Annotated in this window: 17 protein-coding genes; 8 read left to right on the forward strand and 9 right to left on the reverse strand. The window is 69.1% G+C overall.

The window, feature by feature from the left end; genetic code table 11:
• Positions 1–108: 108 nt before the first annotated feature.
• Together ABZ412_RS14040 and ABZ412_RS14045 are read left to right on the forward strand one after the other, a co-directional pair.
• Positions 109–441, forward strand: coding sequence for a hypothetical protein (locus ABZ412_RS14040; RefSeq protein ID WP_357280395.1), 333 nt, complete (start codon positions 109–111; stop codon positions 439–441).
• 42 nt (positions 442–483) lie between these two features.
• The gene (locus ABZ412_RS14045; RefSeq protein ID WP_357280398.1) at positions 484–1,122 is read left to right on the forward strand and encodes a DUF2461 domain-containing protein; all 639 of its coding nucleotides are present in this window, start codon (positions 484–486) and stop codon (positions 1,120–1,122) included.
• A 6-nt stretch (positions 1,123–1,128) separates the two neighbouring features.
• On the opposite strand, the gene egtD is transcribed toward ABZ412_RS14045, so the two are convergent.
• The 4 genes from egtD to egtA all read right to left on the reverse strand — a co-directional run bounded on the left by egtD (position 1,129) and on the right by egtA (position 5,933).
• Positions 1,129–2,100 carry an L-histidine N(alpha)-methyltransferase gene (egtD, locus tag ABZ412_RS14050; RefSeq protein ID WP_357280401.1) on the reverse strand — a complete coding sequence of 324 codons (972 nt, stop codon included), beginning with the start codon at positions 2,098–2,100 and terminating at the stop codon, positions 1,129–1,131.
• Complete coding sequence (locus tag ABZ412_RS14055; RefSeq protein WP_357280404.1) at positions 2,097–2,948, reverse strand: class II glutamine amidotransferase; 852 nt, start codon at positions 2,946–2,948, stop codon at positions 2,097–2,099. The genes egtD and ABZ412_RS14055 overlap by 4 nt, the downstream gene beginning before the upstream one ends.
• Positions 2,948–4,291 (reverse strand): ergothioneine biosynthesis protein EgtB, encoded by a 1,344-nt coding sequence (gene egtB / locus ABZ412_RS14060; protein ID WP_357280406.1) that lies wholly within the window; start codon positions 4,289–4,291, stop codon positions 2,948–2,950. Before egtB ends, ABZ412_RS14055 begins: the two co-directional genes overlap by 1 nt.
• A 277-nt stretch (positions 4,292–4,568) precedes the next feature.
• Positions 4,569–5,933 (reverse strand): ergothioneine biosynthesis glutamate--cysteine ligase EgtA, encoded by a 1,365-nt coding sequence (egtA, locus tag ABZ412_RS14065; RefSeq protein WP_357280409.1) that lies wholly within the window; start codon positions 5,931–5,933, stop codon positions 4,569–4,571.
• A 124-nt stretch (positions 5,934–6,057) separates the two neighbouring features.
• On the opposite strand from egtA, the gene ABZ412_RS14070 reads away from it, so the two are divergent.
• Together ABZ412_RS14070 and ABZ412_RS14075 are read left to right on the forward strand one after the other, a co-directional pair.
• A complete protein-coding gene (locus ABZ412_RS14070) occupies positions 6,058–7,230 on the forward strand; it encodes an aminotransferase class V-fold PLP-dependent enzyme (RefSeq protein WP_357280859.1) in 1,173 nt (390 codons plus the stop codon).
• 107 nt (positions 7,231–7,337) lie between these two features.
• Positions 7,338–8,984 (forward strand): fatty acyl-AMP ligase, encoded by a 1,647-nt coding sequence (locus ABZ412_RS14075; protein ID WP_357280411.1) that lies wholly within the window; start codon positions 7,338–7,340, stop codon positions 8,982–8,984.
• 72 nt (positions 8,985–9,056) lie between these two features.
• On the opposite strand, the gene pth is transcribed toward ABZ412_RS14075, so the two are convergent.
• Both pth and ABZ412_RS14085 read right to left on the reverse strand, forming a co-directional pair.
• Complete coding sequence (gene pth / locus ABZ412_RS14080) at positions 9,057–9,638, reverse strand: aminoacyl-tRNA hydrolase (protein ID WP_357092023.1); 582 nt, start codon at positions 9,636–9,638, stop codon at positions 9,057–9,059.
• Positions 9,639–9,663: 25 nt separating this feature from the next.
• On the reverse strand, positions 9,664–10,263 hold the full coding sequence (locus ABZ412_RS14085) for a 50S ribosomal protein L25/general stress protein Ctc (RefSeq protein WP_357280414.1): 600 nt from the start codon (positions 10,261–10,263) through the stop codon (positions 9,664–9,666).
• Positions 10,264–10,635: 372 nt separating this feature from the next.
• Here ABZ412_RS14085 and ABZ412_RS14090 point away from each other — a divergent pair, with 372 nt between their 5' ends.
• Both ABZ412_RS14090 and ABZ412_RS14095 read left to right on the forward strand, forming a co-directional pair.
• A complete protein-coding gene (locus tag ABZ412_RS14090) occupies positions 10,636–10,893 on the forward strand; it encodes a hypothetical protein (RefSeq protein WP_357280416.1) in 258 nt (85 codons plus the stop codon).
• 118 nt (positions 10,894–11,011) lie between these two features.
• Positions 11,012–11,482 carry a hypothetical protein gene (locus ABZ412_RS14095; protein ID WP_357280419.1) on the forward strand — a complete coding sequence of 157 codons (471 nt, stop codon included), beginning with the start codon at positions 11,012–11,014 and terminating at the stop codon, positions 11,480–11,482.
• 66 nt (positions 11,483–11,548) lie between these two features.
• Here the strand turns inward: ABZ412_RS14095 and ABZ412_RS14100 are convergent, their stop codons facing one another.
• Positions 11,549–12,211, reverse strand: a complete 663-nt coding sequence (locus ABZ412_RS14100) for a lysophospholipid acyltransferase family protein (RefSeq protein ID WP_357280421.1) — start codon at positions 12,209–12,211, stop codon at positions 11,549–11,551.
• 109 nt (positions 12,212–12,320) lie between these two features.
• On the opposite strand from ABZ412_RS14100, the gene ABZ412_RS14105 reads away from it, so the two are divergent.
• Together ABZ412_RS14105 and ABZ412_RS14110 are read left to right on the forward strand one after the other, a co-directional pair.
• Entirely contained in the window at positions 12,321–12,899 is a 579-nt protein-coding gene (locus ABZ412_RS14105) for a TetR/AcrR family transcriptional regulator (protein ID WP_357280424.1), read from the forward strand.
• Positions 12,900–13,002: 103 nt separating this feature from the next.
• Positions 13,003–14,628, forward strand: coding sequence for a peptide chain release factor 3 (locus tag ABZ412_RS14110; protein ID WP_357280426.1), 1,626 nt, complete (start codon positions 13,003–13,005; stop codon positions 14,626–14,628).
• Positions 14,629–14,659: 31 nt separating this feature from the next.
• Here the strand turns inward: ABZ412_RS14110 and ABZ412_RS14115 are convergent, their stop codons facing one another.
• Together ABZ412_RS14115 and ABZ412_RS14120 are read right to left on the reverse strand one after the other, a co-directional pair.
• Positions 14,660–15,181: a nuclear transport factor 2 family protein gene (locus ABZ412_RS14115; protein WP_357280429.1), complete on the reverse strand. Its 522-nt coding sequence runs from the start codon at positions 15,179–15,181 to the stop codon at positions 14,660–14,662.
• Positions 15,182–15,264: 83 nt separating this feature from the next.
• Positions 15,265–16,152 carry an Abi-alpha family protein gene (locus ABZ412_RS14120; protein WP_357280432.1) on the reverse strand — a complete coding sequence of 296 codons (888 nt, stop codon included), beginning with the start codon at positions 16,150–16,152 and terminating at the stop codon, positions 15,265–15,267.
• Positions 16,153–16,208: the final 56 nt, after the last annotated feature.

A 16,208-nucleotide genomic window follows, 5' to 3' on the forward strand; every position in this document is an offset into this window, starting at 1 on the left:
TGTGAAATGGGGTCGACAAGCGTGTTCGTTTCGGCTGGCAGGCGGTAGCGTTGGGTCGGACGTACGGTTTGCTACTGGTGCGCTGACAGCGCGGAGAGGTGGTGCCGCATGGCCGACCGGCCCGACGAGGACGACGCCCGGCTGATGGACGAGGTCTTCGACACCGATCAGGTCTACGACAGCGATGTCGACAACCTCGACTACGACCTCGGCGACGACGACCAGGAAGACGAGATCCGCGAGTACCAGCGCTACATCGCCGACCCGCCCTCCGACCTGGTCATCCGCAATCGCGAGAACGACGACGACGGCCGCCTCGGCATCAGCGACGAACTCGACCAGGAGTGGACCCGCCGCCGTCAGCGCGAGGAATTCGGAATCGAGGACAACCGGCCCGCGGAGGTCGCCGCCATGGACATCGTCGAGGAGCTCGAGGACTAGGGCGGTCGCACGCGGCTGCGGCGCATCACGGACACTCGATCCATGACCGCGTTCACGGGATTCCCGCTCGCCGGACTCGACTTCTACGAGGACTTGGAAGCCGATAATTCCAAGGCCTTCTGGACCGCCCACAAGACCGTGTGGGAAGAGTCGGTCCGGGATCCGATGAAGGCCCTGGTCGCCGAGCTGGAACCCGACTTCGGCACCGCCAAGATCTTCCGTCCCTACCGCGACGTGCGCTTCGCCAAGGACAAGTCGCCGTACAAGAACCATCAGGGCGCGGTCGTCTACAGCGCGCAGTACTCCGGCTGGTACGTGCAGATCGGCGCGGGCGGGCTGCGGGTGGCCGGCGGCATGTACGCCGCCGAGGCCGCCCAGCTCACCGCGCTGCGCGCCGCCATCGATGACGAGGTGCGCGGCGCGGAACTGGAGGCGCTGATCGCCCGGCTGATCGCGGACGGCTACGCCATCGGCGGGGACAAGCTGGCCACCAAGCCCAAGGGCTACGACATCGACCATCCGCGCATCGAGTTGCTGCGGCACAAATCCCTCACCGCCGGAAGGGATTTCGGCGCCCCGAAGTGGCTGACCACCCCGCGCGCCGCCCGGGAGGTCCGGGCGGCGTGGGAGCAGTTGCGGCCGCTCATCGAATGGCTGGCGGCCGTGATGGCGCAGAAGTAGCCGCGTCTACCGGCGTTCGGCGAGCACCAGGGCGAACCGCTGGTCCGGGTCGGTCCAGAGATGCTCGGCGCTGAAACCGGCGGTGTCCAGCTCGCTTTCGAGCACCTCGCGGCGGAACTTCGCGGAGATCTCGGTGCGCAGCTGCTCGCCCGCCGCGAAATCGACGGTGAGGTCGAGTTCGGGAATACGGACGGTCATGGCCTCGGCGGCCTCGAGCCGCATCTCGATCCACTCGTTCTCGGCGTCCCAGCAGGCGATGTGCGCGAACTTGTCCGGCACGAAGTCCGCACCCAGGCGGGCGTTGAGGACCTGCAGCACATTGCGATTGAATTCCGCGGTGACACCGGCGGCATCGTCGTAGGCGGGGACCAGCACCGCCGGATCGATGACCAGGCCCGCCCCGAGCAGCAGCTGCTCGCCGGGTTCGAGCACATCCCGGATACCCGCCAGGAATTCGGCGCGCTCGGCCGGAACCAGATTGCCGATGGTGCCGCCCAGAAAGGCGACCATGCGCCGACCGCCGCCGGGCAGATTGTCCAGGGTGTTGGTGAAGTCGCTGACCACGCCGTGCACGGCCAGGCCCGGGAACTCCGCCGCCACCTCGTCCGCGGCCATACGCAGCGCCGTGACCGAGACATCCTGGGGCACATAGCTCTTCAACGGCCCCGCTGCGGAGAGCGCGTTCAGCAGCAGCCGGGTCTTGGCCGCCGAACCCGCGCCGAGTTCGACCAGCACCTCGGCCCCGGCGATCCGCGCGATCTCCCCGACCACCCGTTCCAGCAGCGCCCGCTCGGTGCGGGTCGGGTAGTACTCCGGCAGTTCGGTGATCTTCTCGAACAGCTCGCTGCCGCGCGCGTCGTAGAACCATTTGGGCGGCAGCCACTTCGCCTCCGCCGTCAGGCCGCGCCGCACGTCCTCGCGCAACGCGGTCGTCAAATCCTCGTCCGTCAGATGGATTTCCACCGTAGCCGCAGTCATGAACCAGCCCTTCCGATCTCGATTTCCAGTGGTTCCACCGCCATTTCGCCGACCCGTGCCCGCACCAGCCGCCGATCCTCGATCGCCCGCCAGCGTGGATCGTCGTCGAACGGTTCCGACGACACCACCACGAACCCATCGCCCGGCAGCAGCGACAACGAGTGATGCCACGTCGTCGCCCACACTCCGGACCCGTTCGCCAGCAGCAGGTTCAAACGCGCCCGCGGCGATCGCTTCAGCACCGCGGCCATCACCCGCCGCAACACCGCACCCGGTTCCGCGCCGTCCTCGAGCAGGTGGCGCAGGATCACCCAGAGCACACCGGAATCCGTCAGCGCCTCGGCGTCGAGCAGTGACCCCGAACCGAATTCGGCGGCTACGGCGGTCAGCACGGCACGCCAGTCGGGAATCGCCCCGTTGTGGCTGAAGGCCCAGCGACCGTGGACGAACGGCGCGCAGGCCGCCCGCTCCACGGGCATGCCCACGGTCGCGGAACGGATCGCGGCCAGCACCGCCGTCGAGCGGATCTGCGGCAGCACCTCGTCCACGGCCGGATCGGTCCACATCGGTACGGGATTGCGGTAGCGGCTGACCACCGGATCGATCGGCGGCGGGTTCTCCGCCGGATCGCCGGTCGCGCCACCGTGCCAGACGACGCCGGGGCCGTGGTCGAGCGCCGCCGCGTCGGGGTGGTGCCACCAGGCGACGCCGAAACCGTCGGCATTGATGATCCCGCCACCGCGCATCTCACGCGGCGCCCAGGACTGGGTGCGCAGCGAGTGCGGGCCCTGGGTGAGCAGCGCGCCGACCGGGGTCGGCGGGCCCAGATACGCCAGGTGACGGCACATCAGCGCGCGTCCGATCGCAGGTCTCGGGCCAGCCGGAAACCGGAGAAGATCTGACGGCGGATGGGGTGGTCCCAGTTGCGGAAGGTGCCGCGGCAGGCGACCTGGTCCGCGCCGAAGGAGCCGCCGCGCAACACCTTGTAGTCGCCGCCGAAGAAGACCTCGGAGTATTCGCGGTACGGGAACGCCCGGAAACCCGGGTACGCCTCGAAACCCGAGGACGTCCACTCCCATACGTCGCCGATCAGCTGATGGACCCCGGCCGGCGACGCGCCGTCCGGATAGGCCCCGATATCGGCCGGTTCCAGGTGGTGCTGACCGAGATTCGCGAGCGCCTCGGTGGGATCGCCATCGCCCCAGGGGAATCGGCGGGAACGCCCGGTGCTCGCATCGAAGCGCGCGGCCTTCTCCCATTCCGCCTCGGTGGGCAGGCGCTTACCGGCCCAGCGGGCGTACGCCTCGGCCTCGAACCAGCACACGTGCACCACCGGCTGATGCGCGCGCAGCGGCTGCATGACGCCGAAAACCCGCCGCCACCAGCGCCCGCCGCCGTCCTGCTCCCAGAACTGCGGCGCGGTCAGCCCGGCCTCCACCCGATGCGCCCAGCCGCGCTCGGACCACAGTTCCGGCCGCTCGTATCCGCCGTCGTCGACGAAGGCGAGGTACTGCTCATTGGTGATCGGCGCGGCGTCGATGGCGAAGCCGTCGACGTGGACCGGGTGCGCGGGCCGTTCGTTGTCCAGCGCCCAGGGGTCGGTGTCGGTTCCCATGGTGAATTCGCCTGCGGGAACCACGACTTCACCGGTGACCGCCACCCGTGCGGCGGGGGTCGGCGGCGCGGACAGCACCGCCTCACCGGTCCGCAGCTGGTGGGTGGCCAGCATGGTCTCGTCGTGCTGCTGCTCGTGCTGGGCGATCATGCCGAAGGCGAACCCGTCCCGCACCAGATCCGGGCCTCGTAATGGGCTGCGGTCCAGCACATCCCACACCTTGTCGCGCACGGTGCCGACATAGTCGCGGGCCTGTGCCGGATCCAGCAACGGCAAGGCGGGCCGATCCACGCGGGCGTGTTTGAACGCGTCGTAGAGGTGGTCGATGTCCTGCCGCACCGGTTCGCGCCCGCCCACATCGCGCACCAGCCACAGCTCTTCCTGGTTGCCGATATGCGCGAGATCCCACACCAGCGGGCTCATCAACCGCGAATGCTGCGCCACCAGCTCGGCCTCGTCGAGGCACTCGGTCAACCCGATGGTCCGCCGCCGGGCCCGTTCGAGCGACTCGGCGATCCGCCCGCGCAGGGCCTCGGTCTCGGCGCGGTCCGACCCGGGCAGATGCTGAACAGTCATGAGAAAACTCCCGATTCGAGATTGCGGCGCGCCGGGCGGGCCTTCGCCGCGGGCCGGGCAGAGTGCGCCCGGCGAGTGGCGGCCGGACGCTCGAGGATGCGGACCGACGCCGAATGGCCCGCGTGGCAGCCAGCACCGGCCGCCTCGCACGACGCACTTCCCGCCCGACCCAGGTGGGACAGCGAGTGCCGCCGCACCCGGCGACGGCGCCTCCGGGTCGATGGCCGTCCGCGGAGATCGGTTCGCGGGCCCGGTACGAAACCGCCGGGTTCGGATGTCATGCCCCGGCTCCGAACTCGGCCGCGGTGGGAATGTCACCGCGGCGACATCGAATCGCCGCCGCGGCCAATTCCCCGGCGGCTTCGGGGGTCTCGGCGTGCGCGGTTGCCATCTCCAGCAGCGCGACGGCGGTGGCACGCAACTCGGGATCGGCCAGACCACGGCGCGCGGACTCCGACCAGGCGCTCGCCGTCGGGTCCGCCAGAGCCGTTGCCTCCTTGACGGTCTCGGCCGAGGACAGCAGCGCGCCGATGGCGTGGACCGGAACCGTCCAGCCGTCCCCGGGCTGCGCGTCGATATAGCGGACCTCGAGGTGACCGGCCGCGCGGACCGGCGGGAACAGGGTGGTGAGGTGATAGTCCAGATCCGACCGGTCCGGGCGGCGGCCGATCTCGTCGTCGAGCGCTCCGCACAACCAGTCCGCGAAAGTGGCCCCCGGCGGCGCGCACCAGTCGGCCTCTGTTCCGGCGGAACCAGAGGTGTCGTCGGCGGGGCCAGAAGTGCCGTTGGCAGAACCAGAGGTGCTGTTGGTGGAACCGGGGCGCACGCACAGCAGGGGCACGTCCAGCGCCCAGCGCGCGTAGCCGGTGATGGGATCGGCCCAGTCGTGCACGGGCGGCCGTGTACGGAGCTGATCGAGCCGCTGCCAGGCCCGCATGCGCTGCGAGGCCCACGCCCCCGGCGGGGCGGTGTGCAGGCCCGGTGAGCAGGCGAAGGCCGCCAGCAGGGCCGGGCCCACGGCGTACAGCGCCCGCCAGCGGGCGGCGATCTCGGCGGGGTCCGCGCCCGCGTCCACGCTGACCTGGGTGGCGGCGGTATTGCACATCATGAGCGCCCCGAACGGGCCCAGACCGGCGAAGGACTCCTCCATGGCCCGGTAGCGCGGCAGCCGCAGGACGCGCAGGGGCAGCCGGACCGCGTCGGCGGCGCCGGAAATGGTTCGGATACCGCGGGATTCGAGCAGCTCCCGCAAGCTGGTCGTGTCTGCCCGCAAGCGCTCGCACAGTTCGGCGGCGGTGCCGAACGGGGCGCTGGACAGTTCGATCTGACCGCCGGGTTCGAGGGTGACCCGGCTGCCGCCCGGCAGCGGATCGGCCGGGGAATCGGGAGAAATGGACCGCGGCGCATACGGCCCGAGGGCGTCCGCGAGGACCGTGAGGTCCGGACGCGAGTTCGTCGCCGAAAGTTCACCTTGCGCGGTGAGCCACTCCAGTTCGGCGCCGATGAGCAGCGGTGGGCCCTGTTTGAAACAGACTTTTCCGACATACGCCTCAGCGGCGGCGCGTGAGGTGAATTCGCCGCCGGGTTCCGAGACATCCAGGCCACTGCGCAGCACATCGGCGGGTGACGCTGTGACAGCCATTGCCAACCTCCGTCTGATGCGGTCGCCGCTGGGGATCGGAACGACGACCCAAACCAGAGTAGCGAGCGACTGTGACAAGAAATCTGACGAAATGAAGAACGCGGCAAGCTATATGGTCGATTCCATGCTGGATATGGCTGGATTGCGGGCCGATACGCCCGGATGTGAAAATCAGGTATTTCTCGACAGTGCGGGCTCCTCGCTGCCCCCGCAGGCCGTCGTCGACGCCACCATCGCCCACCTGCGCCGCGAAGCGGAGATCGGTGGCTACCGCGCGGCCAACGAGCGCATCGATGACCTGTACGCCGTCAAAACAGCGATCAGCGAACTGATCAACGCCGACCCCGCCGCCCTGGCCCTCAGCGACAGCGCCAGCCGCTCCTGGAGCGACTTCTTCTATTCGGTCCCGCTGGCCCCCGGCGACCGCATCCTGATCTCCGGCGTGGACTACGGCAGCAATGCCATCGCCGCCCTGCAGCGCTCCCGGCAGACCGGCGCGGTCGTCGAGGCCATCCCCAGCGACAGCAGCGGCCAACTCGACCTGGACGCGCTCACCGCCATGATGGACGAACGCGTGAAACTGGTGTCGCTGGTTCACGTTCCAACCAACGGCGGCCTGGTGAACCCGGTCGCCGAGGCCACCCGCATCGCGCACCGGTCCGGCGCGCTGGTGCTGCTGGACGCCTGCCAGTCGGCCGGTCAGCTGCCCCTCGACGTCGCGGCCCTGGATGTGGACGCACTGTCCGCCACCGGCCGCAAATGGCTGCGCGGCCCGCGTGGCACCGGGTTCCTGTACGTGCGTCCAGAACTGGCGCGGAGCTTGGAACCCGGCCGCCTCGACCTGCACAGCGCCGAATGGACCGCCCCGGACGACTACGTGCTCTTCCCCGACGCCGGGCGCTTCGAGTTCTGGGAGCATTCCGTCGCCGCCCGGCTGGGCCTGGGCGCGGCCGTGCGGTACCTGCTCGACCTCGGCCCGGCCGCCGTCTACGCCGCCATCGCCGAGCGCGCCGAGTACCTGCGCAAAGCGCTGGCCGAGATTCCCGGCGTGGAGGTGCGCGACCGGGGCATCCAGCACGCGGGCATCGTGTCATTCACCCTGGACGGACTGGAACCGGTCCGGGTGCGCGACCGGCTGGCCGCGGAGTCGATCACCGTCACGGTCAGCCACCGCAGCTCCACCTTGCTGGATATGTCGGCGCGAGAACTGAACTCGGTGGTTCGGGCCTCCCCGCACTGCTTCGTGAGCTTCGAGGATCTGGACCGCTTCGCCGGAGCCGTACGGGCTCTCGGGTAGATCCTCAGAACCCTCACATACCAGACCGGATCACCCGAAAACGGTTAACAGCGCGCCTCGAACGCGGGATATTTGAATGCTGGTCCGGCATTCGAGGAGTGTTCTGCGTGAGCCGCTTCACCGACGAAATGTATGCCACCGCCCGCGTTTCCCAGCGCGGACTGGTGACCGGAGAGCCCGACGCACCGCTGCGTCAGACATGGGCCGAGATCCATGACATCGCCCGTCGTATGGCGGGCGGGCTGGCGGCCGCCGGCATCGGCCCCGGCGACGCCGTGGGCGTGCTGGCCGGGATGCCGGTCGACATCGCGCCCGCCTGCCAGGCGGCGTGGATGCGTGGCGCCTCGCTCACCATGCTCCATCAGCCCACGCCGCGCACCGATCTGGAGGTGTGGGCCCACGACACCGAGACGGTGCTGGGCATGATCGAGGCGCGGGCGGTCATCCTGGGCGCACCCTTCGAGATCGCGGAACCGCTACTGCGCGAACGCGGTATCACCGTGGTGACCCTGGACTCCATGCGCACGGGCGACCTCATCGACCCGGTGCCCACCGGCGAGGACGATATCGCGCTGCAGCAGTTGACCTCCGGGTCGACCGGCTCGCCGAAGGCCGTGCGGATCACGCACGGCAATTTCTTCGTCAACGCCTACGCCATGTTCGATCGGGTGAAGTTCCAGCTCGACGACGACGTGATGATCAGCTGGCTGCCGTTGTTCCACGACATGGGGATGGTCGGATTCCTCAGCGTGCCCATGCAGTTCGGCGCCGAAGTGGTGTGTGTGACCCCGCTGGACTTCCTGGCCCGGCCCATCCTGTGGGCCGAGCTGATCTCCAAATATCGCGGAACAGTCACCGCCGCACCGAATTTCGCGTACTCGCTGCTGGCCCGGCGATTACGCAACGCCGACGAGGGCTCGCTGGACCTGAGCAGCGTGCGCTACATGTGGAACGGCGCGGAACCCGTCGACGCCGACACCATGGAGGCGCTCGCCGCGGCCGGACAGCGCTTCGGCCTCAACCCCGCGGCCCTCACCCCGGTCTACGGCATGGCCGAGACCACCCTGGCCGTCTCGATCCCGGATCCGGGGCTCGGCCAGATCCTCGATGTCGTCGACGCCGATCTGCTCGAGGCGCTCGGCAAGGCGGTGCCGGTCCGCGATTCGGAACACCATCACGGGGGCGTGCGCCGCCTGCCCACCCTGGGCTACCTGGTCGACAATCTCGAGGGCCGGGTGGTCGACGCCGAGCGTCAGCCGCTGCCCGCCCGCAGTGTCGGCGTCATCGAATTGCGCGGGCCCGCGGTGACTTCCGGCTATGTCACCGTCGAAGGCTTCCGCCCCGCACAGGACGCCGAGGGCTGGCTCGACACCGGCGATGTCGGCTACTTCACCGAGGAGGGCTACATCGTCGTCTGCGGCCGGATCAAGGACGTCATCATCATGGCCGGCCGCAATATCTATCCCACCGATATCGAGCGAGCGGCCTTGCGCGTCAAGGGAGTTCGGCCCGGCAACGCGGTGGCGGTGCGGCTCGACGCGGGCCAGAAGCGCGAGAGTTTCGCGGTGGTGGTGGAATCCAACGATCACCAGGATCCGGCGGAGGTACACCGCATCGAGCACGACATCGTGCACGCGGTGTTCACGGAGGTGGGGGTGCGCCCCCGCAGTGTGACCGTGCTGGGCCCCGGCGCGCTGCCCAAGACCTCCTCCGGCAAGCTGCGCCGCTCGGCGACGGCCACCAGCGTGCCCTGAGACGCGAAGCGCCCCGGGGCTCGAATTACCCCGGGGCGCAACGTAGTTGATGCTCGGTACAGCAGCGACCGCTCAGTGCAGCTGGTTCTGCGCGGTCTCCAGACCCACGCGCAGCAGCAGCTCGACCGCGTCCGCGGTCTGCTCGACGATCACCGGAACCTCTTTGCGCTCCGGCGCGGAGAACGGCTTCAGCACGTAATCCGCGGGATCCTGCCGGCCCGGCGGACGGCCGATGCCGAAGCGGACGCGCAGATAGTCCTTGGTGGTGAGGGCCTGCGAGATCGATCGCAGCCCGTTGTGCCCGCCCTCGCCGCCGCCGCGCTTGAGGCGGATCTGGCCGAAGGGGAGGTCGAGTTCGTCGTGGACGACGATCACCTCGGTGGCGGGTACGGAGAAGAATTTGGCCAGCGCCGCGACGGGCCGCCCGGACAGGTTCATGTAGGTGCGCGGCTTGGCCAGCAGCACCTTCCGCCCGTCCAGGCGGGCCTCAAGCAGATCCGCGCCGGACTTCTTGTGCACGGTGAAACGACCGCCGACCCGCTCCGCGAGCAGATCGGCGACCATGAAACCGACATTGTGCCGGGTGCGCTCGTACTCGGATCCGGGATTACCCAGACCGACCACGAGCGCGGGCCCGGCTGTTGCCTCGGTCATCGAGAACCGTTGCGGGAGTAGGGAGTTACTCCGCGGCGGCCTCTTCGGTGGCGGCTTCTTCGGTCTCTTCCACGGCGGCGGCCGGGGCGGCGATGATGTTGACGATCAGGGCCTCCGGGTCACCGGCGAGGGTGACGCCCTTCGGCAGCTCGATGCCGCCGGCCAGGATCTGGGTGCCGGCCTCGGCGCCCTCGATCGAGACCTCGATGGACTCGGGGATGTGCAGGGCCTCGGCCTCGATGGAGAGGGTGGTGGCGTCCTGGGTGACCAGGGTGCCGGAGGCGGCGTCGCCGACCAGGGCGACGTTCACGTCGGCGGTGACCTTCTCGCCACGACGCACGATCAGCAGGTCGGCGTGCTCGATGTAGCGACGGATCGGGTGGACGACGACCGACTTGGTCAGCGCCAGCTGCTTCTTGCCGTTGATGTCCAGGTTCAGGACGGCGTTGGTGCCGTGCTCACGCAGGATGGCGGCGAACGCCCGGGCGCTCACGGCCAGGTGCTGCGGCTCCTCGTTGTGGCCGTACAGGACGGCGGGGACATTGCCGTCGCGGCGGGTACGGCGGGCAGCACCCTTGCCGAACTCGGTGCGTACGGTGGCTTCGAGAAGGTTGGCGTCGGACATGACTGTCTACTCCCTACGGCTCGTCCGGCTGTAATGTCAGCGTGTCGCCAGGCGACGTGGGCCGCCCTGGCAAAGTGGTTGGTCTGCTCGTCGGCGAAGACCAACGTGGACGGCCGAATAGGCCGAGCCGCGTCGATCACGGTGGGCAGCTAGGTGCCACACCCTCGCCGAGACAACCTGAAGACTCTAACACGCTGCCGGAAGGCCCTTGCCGCACCCCCTCGGCGGCAGCGATTTCCACCCTTGTATCCGGCAATTTGACACACTAGTATTTCGCATCACTCGGCCCACCCCTCGAACCCATTCCTACCCGGTCCCGGGTCATTCGAGGGCACGCCGAGGAGCTTGTCTGCCAAGTTAGGAAAACGCTTGATGAAGAACATCCGCCGGGTCGGCTTCAGCGCCGCGGGCATCGCCGCAGTCTCCGCCGCCATCGCGCTCACCGCGCCGATCGCCTCGGCCACCAACAACGACTGCGGCCCGGGCACCCCCACCCCGCCGCCGACCACCACCACCCCGCCGAAGACGACCACTCCCTCGACGGGCGGCGGCGGCTTCGATTCGATCATCAAGTCGCTGGGCACCGGCTCCGCCGCCAACTCCAACGGCATCGGCGCTTCGGTCAGCTGACGGTCCGCACCGTCAGCAGGCGATTATCCCGGTTTCGGGGACGGGGATTCCTTTCCAATGCTAGGCAGTTTGATCGGCACGCTGATCAGCGTGCCTCCCGAGTGAGGAACAGAGATCTATGAAGAACATCCGCAAGGCCGGCCTCAGCGTCGCGGGCCTCGCTGCCATCTCCGCAACCGTCGCCGTCGCCGCTCCGTTCGCCGCCGCGGACACCACCGTCAACGGTCTGACCGTGTCGGGTAGCGGCTACACGGTGGGCAAGACGTACACCATCACCATCGTCACCGGCTCGCCCAGCGTCAGCGCGAACGTCTTCGACACCACCGGGTCGAACACGGTCTCCGTCGGCACCGCGACCCCGGCGACCGGCACCGCCACCACGGCCGCCATCAACTGGACCCCGGCGTCGGCGGGCACGCACCACATCACGGTCACCTTCAACGGCGCCGGTCAGTCCACCACCGTCGGCCCGGTCGACATCACCGTCTCCGCCGCGGCCGAGAACTCCGGCCTCGACACGGGCAGCGCCGCCGGCCTGCTCCAGTCCCTCGGCATCACCGGCTCCAGCGCGAACGCGCGCGTGAGCTGAGACGCCCAGCACAACGGCCGGTTATTCGGGTCCCGATCGGATCCCGGATAACCGGCCGTCGTCGTCTCAGGCGGCCTGCCGCTTGAAAGTGGTTGCGTAGCAATCGACATACGGGCGGCCCGAGCGGCTGACGATGTCGGCCATGAGCTCGTCGGTGGCGCGGCGCACGGCCCGCTGGTCGGCGGGCAGGAAATAGCGCGGGTGGCCGAAGGAGATACCGACCTTGGCCGGGCGCAGGAAGCGGCCCTCGCGCGGATTCACCCGATCGGTGCCCGACAGCACCACCGGGATCACCGGGGCGCCGGTCTGCATGGCCACCCGAATCACGCCGGTGCGGCCGCGGTAGACGCGGCCGTCGGGCGAACGCGTGCCCTCCGGGTGAATGCCCCAGATACCGCCCGACTCCAGCACCCGCACCGCAGCGGCGAGCGAATCCGAGCCCGCGCTGCCGCCGGTGCGGTCCACCGGAACCTGACCGGTGGCGTTCATGACGAAGCGATTGAGGCGACCGCGGAACCCGCCCTCGGTGAAGTACTCCTGCTTGGCGATGAAGGTGACCCGGCGGCGCAGCACCAGGCACAGGTAGAGCGAATCCACCACGGCCAGATGGTTGGCGGCGATGATCAGCGGCCCGTCCTTCGGAACATGGTGCAGCCCTTCGATCTTCGGGCGCCCGAGCAGCCGCAGCACCGGCCCCACCAGGATGTGCTTGAGGAGCCAGTACCACATGGAGTCCACCCAACTCTCGCCGTTTCGACCAATTCGTAGACATTGTCTACTCATACTTTTCTACCGGATACGAGTAGACACTGTCTACGAATGCTGGAGAATGTGACATATGACCACCGCCGAGCCCCTGCGCGAACGACTCGTCACCGCCGGAGTCGCCATGCTCGAGGAGGTCGGCGCGGCCGAACTCGGGCTGCGGGCGATCGCCCGCGAGGCGGGGGTGTCACACGGCGCGCCCCGGCGGCACTTCCCCACCCACAACGCGCTGCTGGCGGCCGTCGCCGCCCGCGGCTACGCGGACCTGCGGGCGGAAATCGATGCGGTGGGCGGGGATACGCCCGAGGAACGCGTACGCCGGAGCTGCCTGGCCTATATCCGCTTCGCCACCGCGCGGCCGGAGATGTTCACCCTGATGTTCCGCCACGACCTGCTCGAGGGCGCGGGCGGGAACCTGCGGGTTACCTGGTCATTGCCCCTGTTCGCCCGCTGGCGGCAGCTGGTCGCCGACTGCGCGGACCCCGGCGCGGACGAGCGGGCCGGCGAACAGGCCCTCGGCCTGTGGACCCAGCTGCACGGCATCGCGGTGGTGGTCGCCAACCGCAGTATCGAGGCGATCGCGCCGGGCATCGATATCGAGGCGCTGGTCGGACGGGCCGTGGCCCGGCATCTCGCCCCGGACCCGGACTGACCTCCGGTTCGAGGGCCACATCGGGCCGGACCGGCCGGTCGGGGCGGGGGGCCGGTCGCGTACCCTGGTTCGGTTGCCTCGTCCGCACATAAGGAGTCCCCCCGTGAGTTCCCCGACTGCCAGCGCGACCTCAGCTACCGCCGGTCGGCTGGCCGGTGAGGCGGCGCGGCGGCGCACCTTCGCGGTGATCTCCCACCCGGACGCGGGTAAGTCCACGCTGACCGAGGCGCTGGCCCTGCACGCCAAGGTGATCTCCGAGGCGGGCGCCATCCACGGCAAGGCGGGCCGCAAGTCCACCGTCTCCGACTGGATGGAGATGGAGAAGGCGCGCGGTATCTCCGTCAGCTCCACGGCCCTGCAGTTCGAGTACGGCGAGTGCGTCATCAACCTGGTGGACACCCCCGGCCACTCCGACTTCTCGGAGGACACCTACCGCGTGCTCACCGCGGTCGACGCCGCGGTCATGCTGATCGACGCCGCCAAGGGCCTGGAACCGCAGACGCTCAAGCTCTTCCAGGTGGCGCGCGACCGTGGCATCCCGGTCATCACCGTCATCAACAAGTGGGACCGCCCGGGCCAGGCGCCGCTGGAGCTGCTCGACGAGATCGTCGACCGCATCGGCCTGACCCCCACCCCGTTGTTCCTCCCGGTCGGCATCGCCGGCGACTTCCGCGGCCTGCTGCGCCGCGGCGAGGAGGGCGCGGCCACCGAGTACATCCACTTCACCCGCACCGCCGGTGGCGCGACCATCGCCCCGGAGGAGAGCTACACCCCCGAGCAGGCAGCCGAGCGTGAGGGCGATGCCTGGACCACGGCCGCCGAGGAGAGCGAACTGCTCTCGGCGGCCGGGCAGGACCACGATCAGGAACTGTTCCTGGCCGGGCACACCTCGCCGGTCATCTACGCCTCCGCCATGCTGAATTTCGGTGTGCGCCAACTGCTCGAGACCCTGGTCGAGCTCGCGCCGCCGCCGCGCGGGCGCACCGACATCAAGGGCGAGCCGCGTGATACCACCGCGCCGTTCAGCGCCGTCATCTTCAAGGTGCAGGCGGGCATGGACACCGCGCACCGCGACCGGCTGGCGTTCATGCGCATCGTCTCCGGCGAGTTCGAGCGCGGCATGGTGGTGACCCACGCCCAGACCGGACGGCCCTTCGCCACCAAGTACGCGCTGACCGTCTTCGGCCGCGAACGCACCACCGTCGACACCGCCTACCCGGGCGACGTGGTCGGATTGGTCAACGCGACCGCGCTGGCCCCGGGGCACACGCTCTTCGTGGACAAGAAGGTCGAGTTCCCGCCGATCCCGTCCTTCGCGCCCGAGCATTTCGCCTCGCTGCGCGCCAAGACCGCGGACAAGTACAAGCAGTTCCGCAAGGCCATGGATCAGCTCGACTCCGAGGGCGTGGTGCAGGTGCTGCGCAACGACGCCCGCGGTGAGCAGTCGCCGGTGCTGGCCGCGGTCGGTCCCATGCAGTTCGAAGTCGTCACGGCGCGAATGCAATCCGAGTTCAATGTCGAGACCCAGCTCGACCATCTGCCGTTCCAGCTGGCGCGGCGCACCGATGCCGAATCGGCCGAGGAGCTCAGCCGGCAGCGCGGCGTCGAGGTCTTCACGCGGACCGACGGCGCGATCCTGGCCCTCTTCAGCGACAAGTGGCGGTTGCAGTACATCGCCAAGGAGATGCCGAAGCTGACCCTCGAACTGCTGGTCGCCGGAACGGAATAGGACTCCGGTCGGCGTCGGGCGGAGCGGGCGCTCAGCCCAGCGTGCCGGAGCCGTCCGAGCTGGGCTCGACGCGGGGCGTGTCCGCGGGATCGCGGGCGATCAGGCCCCAACGGCTGGAGGTCAGGCGCAGACTCGGCAGGTCCGAGAGCGAGAGCACGACCTCGTAGGTGCGTTCGTAGCCGGTGTGCGCGATACGCCACTGCCCGTCCTCGCAGCGCACGTATTTGTCGGTGTAGAACGCCGCGCCGCGGAGGAGCATGTTGTGGCCGGGGATGAGCACGGTGTCGGCCAGGTACCAGGTGCCGGTCGCCTCGTCGCCGTCGACGTCGATTTCCGGGTGGTCGCAGCGGTGTTCGGTGATGACGTGCGGGCCCAGCGTATTGCGCATGAAGGCGAGGAAGGCGTCGCGCGACTCGAACTGGAGGTACTCGCTGTAGGTAGCGGTGGCCTCCGGAATCATGGTGTCGGCGAACTCCTCCCACGCCTTCGTGTCGAGCGCGCGCAGGTAACGGAACTTCAGCCGGCTGATCGCCGCGACGGCATCGGAATCCATACCTTCCACAATCCCATCAGGTGCGGGAAACCTGAGGAAATCGGCACGGATTTGTACCGGATCGCTATCAGCCGGATACCGAGTCAGTTGTTGATGGTGAAGCAGGTGTTGCAGAAGTCCTCGCCGAATTCGGTCAGGCGCAGGCTCTTTCGGACGATCTTGGGGACTCGCCCGGCCTTTTTCAGCGCCTGCTCGACCACGGGCTGCACTTCCAGCACCATGTATCGCGACAAAACGACCGGATCGTCCGAGGTCATGGTGAGACCGAGGCGGCTCAGATTGATCAGGTAGTGCCGCGCCCGGTCCGGGTAGCGGACGCCGGACTGCTCGGGAACCGAGGTGAGATCCCCCGCGACCAGCTCCGACCCGATGCCCAGCGGCCGATTGGTGCGCACGTCGACCGACGGCTGCGGGCCCTGCAACGCCATGAAGCGCAGGATCCGGGCCTCGTCGGGGGCGAGTTGATCGAGGATGCGGTCGTAGGCCGGGTGCACGTCCTCGGTGAAGTAGACGTCGGCCGAGCGGGCCAGCAGCGCGTCGCCGCGGCGGCGCAGATCCTCGGTGGTGCCCGAGCGGACCAGACCGCCGCCGTTGGCGATGGCCTGCTGCGGCGCGCCCATGGGAGTCGGTACGTAGCTGACGATCTCGCGCACCGAGCCCTCGGTGACACCGAGCGCGCTGCGCGCGATCGACCGCAGCGCCGCCCCCGTGCGCTCGGCGATGTCGGCCGAGGACTCGCCGTCCAGCGCGGCCTGCGTCAGCTGCTTGGTGATCTCGAAGCTGGTGCCGACGGCCCACTCGGTCCCCCGCACCGCGGTGCCGGCCGCGAGCCCGGCGGCCCGGAAGACCCCGCGGATCAGGCGGGCCTCGTTGCTGATCTGCCGTTGCTCCACATCGGAACTGCGTTCCACGGCACGAGGTCCCGGACGGGTCACGTCCTGCCCCGGGATCCTGTCTTCCGCCACGTCCATCTCCGAATATCACCAGGTGAACACAATCGTCCACAGATTATTGCCCCCGACGGACC

The sequence above is a fragment of the Nocardia sp. NPDC005746 genome (assembly GCF_040630785.1).
In the GTDB taxonomy this organism is placed as follows: Bacteria; Actinomycetota; Actinomycetes; order Mycobacteriales; family Mycobacteriaceae; genus Nocardia.

What these genes read in the sequence shown, in the direction of transcription:
- ABZ412_RS14055 (WP_357280404.1), bottom strand. Translation starts at nt 2,948, where the DNA reads ATGTGCCGTCACCTGGCGTATCTGGGCCCGCCGACCCCGGTCGGCGCG.
- egtB (WP_357280406.1), bottom strand. Translation starts at nt 4,291, where the DNA reads ATGACTGTTCAGCATCTGCCCGGGTCGGACCGCGCCGAGACCGAGGCC.
- ABZ412_RS14090 (WP_357280416.1), top strand. Translation starts at nt 10,636, where the DNA reads ATGAAGAACATCCGCCGGGTCGGCTTCAGCGCCGCGGGCATCGCCGCA.
- ABZ412_RS14040 (WP_357280395.1), top strand. Translation starts at nt 109, where the DNA reads ATGGCCGACCGGCCCGACGAGGACGACGCCCGGCTGATGGACGAGGTC.
- pth (WP_357092023.1), bottom strand. Translation starts at nt 9,638, where the DNA reads ATGACCGAGGCAACAGCCGGGCCCGCGCTCGTGGTCGGTCTGGGTAAT.
- egtA (WP_357280409.1), bottom strand. Translation starts at nt 5,933, where the DNA reads ATGGCTGTCACAGCGTCACCCGCCGATGTGCTGCGCAGTGGCCTGGAT.
- ABZ412_RS14070 (WP_357280859.1), top strand. Translation starts at nt 6,058, where the DNA reads ATGCTGGATATGGCTGGATTGCGGGCCGATACGCCCGGATGTGAAAAT.
- ABZ412_RS14120 (WP_357280432.1), bottom strand. Translation starts at nt 16,152, where the DNA reads ATGGACGTGGCGGAAGACAGGATCCCGGGGCAGGACGTGACCCGTCCG.
- ABZ412_RS14105 (WP_357280424.1), top strand. Translation starts at nt 12,321, where the DNA reads ATGACCACCGCCGAGCCCCTGCGCGAACGACTCGTCACCGCCGGAGTC.
- ABZ412_RS14115 (WP_357280429.1), bottom strand. Translation starts at nt 15,181, where the DNA reads ATGGATTCCGATGCCGTCGCGGCGATCAGCCGGCTGAAGTTCCGTTAC.
- ABZ412_RS14095 (WP_357280419.1), top strand. Translation starts at nt 11,012, where the DNA reads ATGAAGAACATCCGCAAGGCCGGCCTCAGCGTCGCGGGCCTCGCTGCC.
- egtD (WP_357280401.1), bottom strand. Translation starts at nt 2,100, where the DNA reads ATGACTGCGGCTACGGTGGAAATCCATCTGACGGACGAGGATTTGACG.
- ABZ412_RS14100 (WP_357280421.1), bottom strand. Translation starts at nt 12,211, where the DNA reads ATGTGGTACTGGCTCCTCAAGCACATCCTGGTGGGGCCGGTGCTGCGG.
- ABZ412_RS14045 (WP_357280398.1), top strand. Translation starts at nt 484, where the DNA reads ATGACCGCGTTCACGGGATTCCCGCTCGCCGGACTCGACTTCTACGAG.
- ABZ412_RS14085 (WP_357280414.1), bottom strand. Translation starts at nt 10,263, where the DNA reads ATGTCCGACGCCAACCTTCTCGAAGCCACCGTACGCACCGAGTTCGGC.